This window comes from Clostridium sp. CAG:43, from assembly GCF_000434655.1.
Classification (GTDB): Bacteria; Bacillota; Clostridia; order Lachnospirales; family Lachnospiraceae; genus Otoolea; species Otoolea fessa.
The window spans coordinates 9970-15573 of record NZ_FR895080.1 but is presented as its reverse complement, the minus strand read 5'-3'; the positions used below and the strand labels follow the sequence as shown (position 1 = coordinate 15573).

The following is a 5604-nucleotide window of genomic DNA, read 5'->3' as shown; positions in this document are numbered from 1 at the left end:
TTACACAACAAAAGCTCCATCTTTCGACGGAGCTTCTGCAGTCATACGTTTTATATATCGTATGTCATATATTCATGAATCAGTGATTCATTAGTTATTTGTATACAGAGTAACGAGCTTGTTCAGGTACTGGTATCTAGCCTTTGCCTCTTCCTCGTTCTTTGCATCCAGCGCGCCAGCTCTATCCGGATTCTTCAGAGCCAGAGATGCGTAACGAACCTCACCCTTTAAGAATGCCTGGTAGTCACCTGTCGGTGCCTTGCTGTCCAGAGAGAACTTCTTGTCCTCTGCAGCCGGATTGTAACGGAAGTTGTGCCAGTAACCACACTCTACCGCCAGTTTCTCCTCGGTCTGAGCCTTGTCCATACCTTTCTTGATACCGTGGTTGATACACGGAGCATATGCAATGACTAAGGACGGACCCGGATATGCCTCTGCCTCAGCGATTGCCTTAACAGTCTGAGCATAATCAGCACCCATGGAGATCTGGGCAACGTATACATAGCCGTAGCTCATAGCGATGGAAGCAAGATCTTTCTTCTTCACATCTTTACCACCTGCTGCGAACTGTGCAACTGCACCGGTCGGAGTTGCCTTAGAGGACTGTCCGCCTGTGTTGGAGTAAACCTCGGTATCATATACCATGATGTTGATATCCTTGCCGGAAGCAAGTACGTGGTCAACACCGCCGAAACCGATATCGTAAGCCCAACCGTCGCCGCCGAATACCCACTGGGATTTCTTAGCGAGGAAGTCTTTGTTCTTCACAATATCCTTGCAGTTCGGGCAGTCGATGCCGTCCAGAGCCTCTACCAGCTTGTCGGTAGCTGCGCCGTTCAATGCACCGATTCCGTAAGTATCCAGCCACTCTTTGCAAGCTGCTTTCACTTCATCGGTCGCCTGTTCTGCCGCCATCACAGCCTCAACCTTACCCTTTAAGCCGTCACGGATTGCATTCTGAGCCAGAAGCATACCATAACCGAACTCTGCGTTGTCCTCGAACAGGGAGTTATCCCAAGCCGGACCCTTGCCAGCCTTGTTCATGGTGTAAGGTGTAGACGGTGAAGAGTTGCCCCAGATAGAGGAGCATCCGGTTGCGTTGGCAATGTACATACGATCGCCGAACAGCTGAGTAATCAGTTTTGCGTACGGAGTCTCGCCGCATCCTGCACAAGCGCCGGAGAACTCAAGTAACGGCTGTTTGAACTGGCTTCCCTTAACGGTTGTCTCTTTATATTTATCAATGACATCCTGTTTGATCGGAAGTGTCTGACCGTAGTCATAACCCTTCTGAGCCTCCAGATTCTTGTCAAGACTTACCATCGTAAGTGCTTTCTCACCCTTCTTGCCCGGGCAGACATTTGCACAGGAACCACATCCGGTACAATCCAGGGAAGAAATAGTCATCACGAACTTGTACTGCGGCATACCTGTAAGCGGCAGTGTCTTTGTTCCTTCCGGAGCGGCAGCAGCCTCTTCCTCGGTCATCGCGATCGGGCGGATAACTGCGTGCGGGCACACATAAGAACAGAAGTTACACTGGATACAGTTGTCCGGATTCCAAACCGGTACATTGACTGCGATACCACGTTTCTCGTATGCAGCGGAACCAGACGGAGTTGTACCATCTACATAATCGGTAAATGCAGATACCGGCAGGTTGTTACCCTCCTGAGCATTGACAGCAGCCTGAACGGTGTTGACAAACTTAACAACGTCTGCTCTTCCCTCGGTTGCGTGAGTCATCTCAAGTCCCTCGTCCTCGCCGTTCTTCCAGCTTTCCGGAACCTGAATCTCTACAACGTTCTGAGCGCCTGCATCGATAGCAGCCCAGTTTTTCTTAACAACATCTTCGCCCTTACGACCGTAGGTTGCCTTTGCAGCAGCCTTCATCAGTTCGATCGCTCTCTCCTCCGGAATAATATTTGCCAGCTTGAAGAATGCGGACTGAAGGATGGTATTGATACGGGTCGGACCCATACCGGTCTCGATACCCAGTTTAACACCGTCGATGGTGTAGAATTTAATCTTGTGGTCAGCAATGAACTTCTTAACCTGTCCCGGTAAGTGCTGCTCCAGCTCTTCCATGTTCCACGGGCAGTTTAACAGGAATGTACCGCCGTCAACCAGTTCCTGAACCATGTTGTACTTACGGATGTAAGCCGGGTTGTGACAGGCAACAAAGTTTGCCTTGTGGATCAGGTAGGTGGATTTGATCGGTTTATGACCGAAACGAAGGTGGGACATTGTAACACCACCAGATTTCTTGGAGTCATAATCGAAGTAAGCCTGTGCGTACATATCGGTATTATCGCCGATGATCTTGATAGAGTTCTTGTTTGCACCTACAGTACCGTCGGCACCAAGACCCCAGAACTTACAGTTTACAGTTCCTTCCGGAGTGGTAACAAGCGGTGCGCCAAGCTCCAGGGAAAGGTTGGTAACATCATCTACGATACCGATGGTGAACTGTTTCTTGGTTGTGTTCTCATATACAGCTACGATCTGAGCCGGTGTGGTATCCTTGGAACCAAGTCCGTAACGACCTGTGAAGATCGGAGTCTGATCGAATTTTGTACCCTTTAATGCTGCTACTACATCAAGGTAAAGCGGCTCGCCAAGGGAACCTGGCTCTTTGGTGCGGTCTAATACAGAAATCTGCTTAACTGTATCCGGAATAGCGTCTACCAGTGCGCTGGCTACGAACGGACGGTACAGGCGAACCTTTACAACGCCGACTTTCTTTCCAGCTGCTACGAGGTAATCGATCGTCTCCTCGATGGTATCGTTGACAGAACCCATTGCAATGATAACGTGCTCTGCGTCCGGAGCGCCATAGTAGTTGAACAGCTTGTAGTCTGTACCAATCTTCTCATTGACCTTGTCCATGTATTCCTGAACAATCGCCGGAAGTGCATCGTAGTACGGGTTGCAAGCCTCTCTTACCTGGAAGAAGATATCCGGGTTCTGAGCAGAACCGCGCTGACACGGGTGGTTCGGGTTCAGTGCATTCTTACGGAATGCATCGATTGCATCCATATCTGCCATATCTTTCAGATCTTCGTAATCCCAGGTCTCGATCTTCTGAATCTCATGGGATGTACGGAAACCATCAAAGAAGTTAATGAACGGAATCTTGCCCTTGATGGATGCCAGATGTGCAACCGGGGTTAAATCCATAACTTCCTGTACGCTGGATTCACACAGCATCGCGCAGCCTGTCTGACGGCACGCATAAATATCAGAATGGTCACCAAAGATGGATAACGCATGGCTGGCCAGTGCACGAGCAGAAACATTAAATACGCCCGGGAGCTGCTCACCTGCAATCTTGTATAAGTTCGGGATCATCAGAAGCAGACCCTGGGAAGCGGTGTACGTGGTTGTCAGCGCACCTGCTGCCAGAGATCCGTGTACTGCACCTGCTGCACCTGCCTCAGACTGCATCTCTGTAATCTGAACTGTGTGGCCGAAAATATTGGTTCTTCCGTCTGTTGCCCATTCATCGGTAGCCTCAGCCATCGGAGAAGAAGGGGTAATCGGATAGATAGCTGCCACGTCGGTGTATGCGTAAGAAGCATGCGCTGCTGCGTGGTTTCCATCCATGGTTTTCATCTTTCTTGCCATAATGAATATTCCTCCTATTGATAGTGAATGTATTCAGTAATAAATCTCCCCAAATAGATTGTCCTGGAAATTTACCTGATAATATTATAACAAATTCTCGTCAAAATGCAAATAAATTTGATTTATATCCGGTATTATTTTTCGAACAATTACAAAAAACCTGTCTACTGTTTTTTCAGATAGTCGATAAAACCACAAAATATGAAAAAAAGCGCCGCCAGATGAAGAAAGACTCTCCACCCAGCGGTGCTTTTCATTCAAATGCCGCTTGAATGCCTTTTATCATTCATTTTTGCAATCTATCTTACAGCACTTTCTATATTTCACCTTCGTTTTGCCTTGGTTTTAATTGCTTCCAGGTCCATTTGCTTCCACAACCGGGTTCGTTTCCTCTGGCTCTGGAGTTGTCTCCTGTGGTCCTTCGTTGGATTCCGCCGCTGTCGTGGTCGGAGCTTTTGTCTCGCCGCTAGGACTGGACGGTGCCGCTGTGGTTGTCTCATGTGCCGCTGTGCTCTCATTAGCTGCATTTGTCTCAGCCGCAGTGCTCTCTGCTGCCGCCGTTGTCTCCGTTGCGTTGGTCGCTACAGTAGCGGAACTGTTACGTTTGATCTGCGCTGCCTTTCCACGATAGCTGCTATTGTGAAAAAATTCACGACTCACTTCTTTATCATTCTCATAGGTAACCAGATCCGTGGACCAGCGGCTGCCCGGAGTCGCTGCCTTTGTCTGCACTTCCTGATTCGGCTGCAGGGAACCATCCTCGGTATAAACCGCAGACGGCGGATCAATCTCGCCTGTCTTCTCAGAAGACATACGGATCTTGACACCCTCTTTCAGAATCGGAACTCCATACAGTGCGATCGTCAGTTTTCGATCAGATGCGCTGAAGCTTGCCTTGATAGCCAGCGGATATTCCGAGTTGTTGACGAACTTGAAGTCCGGTCCGCCGTAGCTGACTGCCGCATCCTCGCCCGGTGTAACGTAGGACGGCTCGTAGCTGTGTGCGTGGCGCTCCGTACTCTTAAGCCCCGCAAATACAACCGCATTGTATAAGGTCGAAGATACCTGGCAGACGCCGCCGCCTGGCTCCTGGACAACCTCGCCATTTAAGTATGCGGTTGCCGGCTTGTAGCCTTTTTCTTCGGTTCTCGCACCGGTCGTATTGTTAAAGGAAAATTCCTGTCCTGGTTTGACAATCGTTCCGTTTAACGCTGCGACCGCCAGACGGATATTCTCGTTTCGGTTGCTGTTGGAGGTCGTCGTGGTTGTGTAGGTGGACATTGTCTTGTACTTATCCTGTACCGACGAATCCGCTGCGACTTCCTTCGTCTCTGCGGTCAGGACGGCATCAAACTCCTTCTTGTCAATCGCATCGACCATCGCCTGTGCCAGCTTATCCTGATCGATGACAAGTCCCTTGGTGCCCTCGCTGAACTCAAACTTGCCCGTTTCCTTATTGTAACCGGAGATACCGCCGCTCTTGGCTGCCATGTTCCAGTTTCCGGCAATCAGTGCTGCCTCTGCCTTGGCATCCTCGATCATATTTTCCGTGTTGACTTCATATGTCTCACCCGGTTTCAGATCACTTGCATAGATCTCCTCGAGAAGCTGATCAACTTTATCCGCCATCAGATTGGTGACGTCGGTCTCTTTGTCCTCGTATTTGGCCTTCATCTTCCAGTCAAATGAATCAAGGATCGCCTTGCGCGCCTCCTCCTGCGTCATTCCGTAAATATTGACGCCGTTGACGGTCACCGCTCCATCTGCCACGGTACTCTCCTGTACGATATCCGATTCGGTCGCCCCGCCTGCCGCGCTGCCCCCACCGCACCCGCGCCCCGCCCCCGCGGGAGGCAATCGCCGCTATCAGGATAACCGCCAGGACACCGATCACGATCAAAAGGATCTGTGTAATATCCAGACGGTTTCTTCTCTTCTTTTTATAACGCCCGGAAGTATGCCCACTCCGACCGGCTG

Annotated in this window: 2 protein-coding genes; both read right to left on the bottom strand. The window is 50.1% G+C overall.

Going from position 1 to position 5604, the window contains the following annotated elements:
• Window positions 1–90 precede the first annotated feature (90 nt).
• A complete protein-coding gene (nifJ, locus tag QVO97_RS06475; RefSeq protein ID WP_022359558.1) occupies window positions 91–3627 on the bottom strand; it encodes a pyruvate:ferredoxin (flavodoxin) oxidoreductase in 3537 nt (1178 codons plus the stop codon).
• Between the two features lie 345 nt (window positions 3628–3972).
• Complete coding sequence (locus QVO97_RS06470) at window positions 3973–5397, bottom strand: VanW family protein (RefSeq protein ID WP_022359557.1); 1425 nt, start codon at window positions 5395–5397, stop codon at window positions 3973–3975.
• Between the last annotated feature and the right edge of the window lie 207 nt (window positions 5398–5604).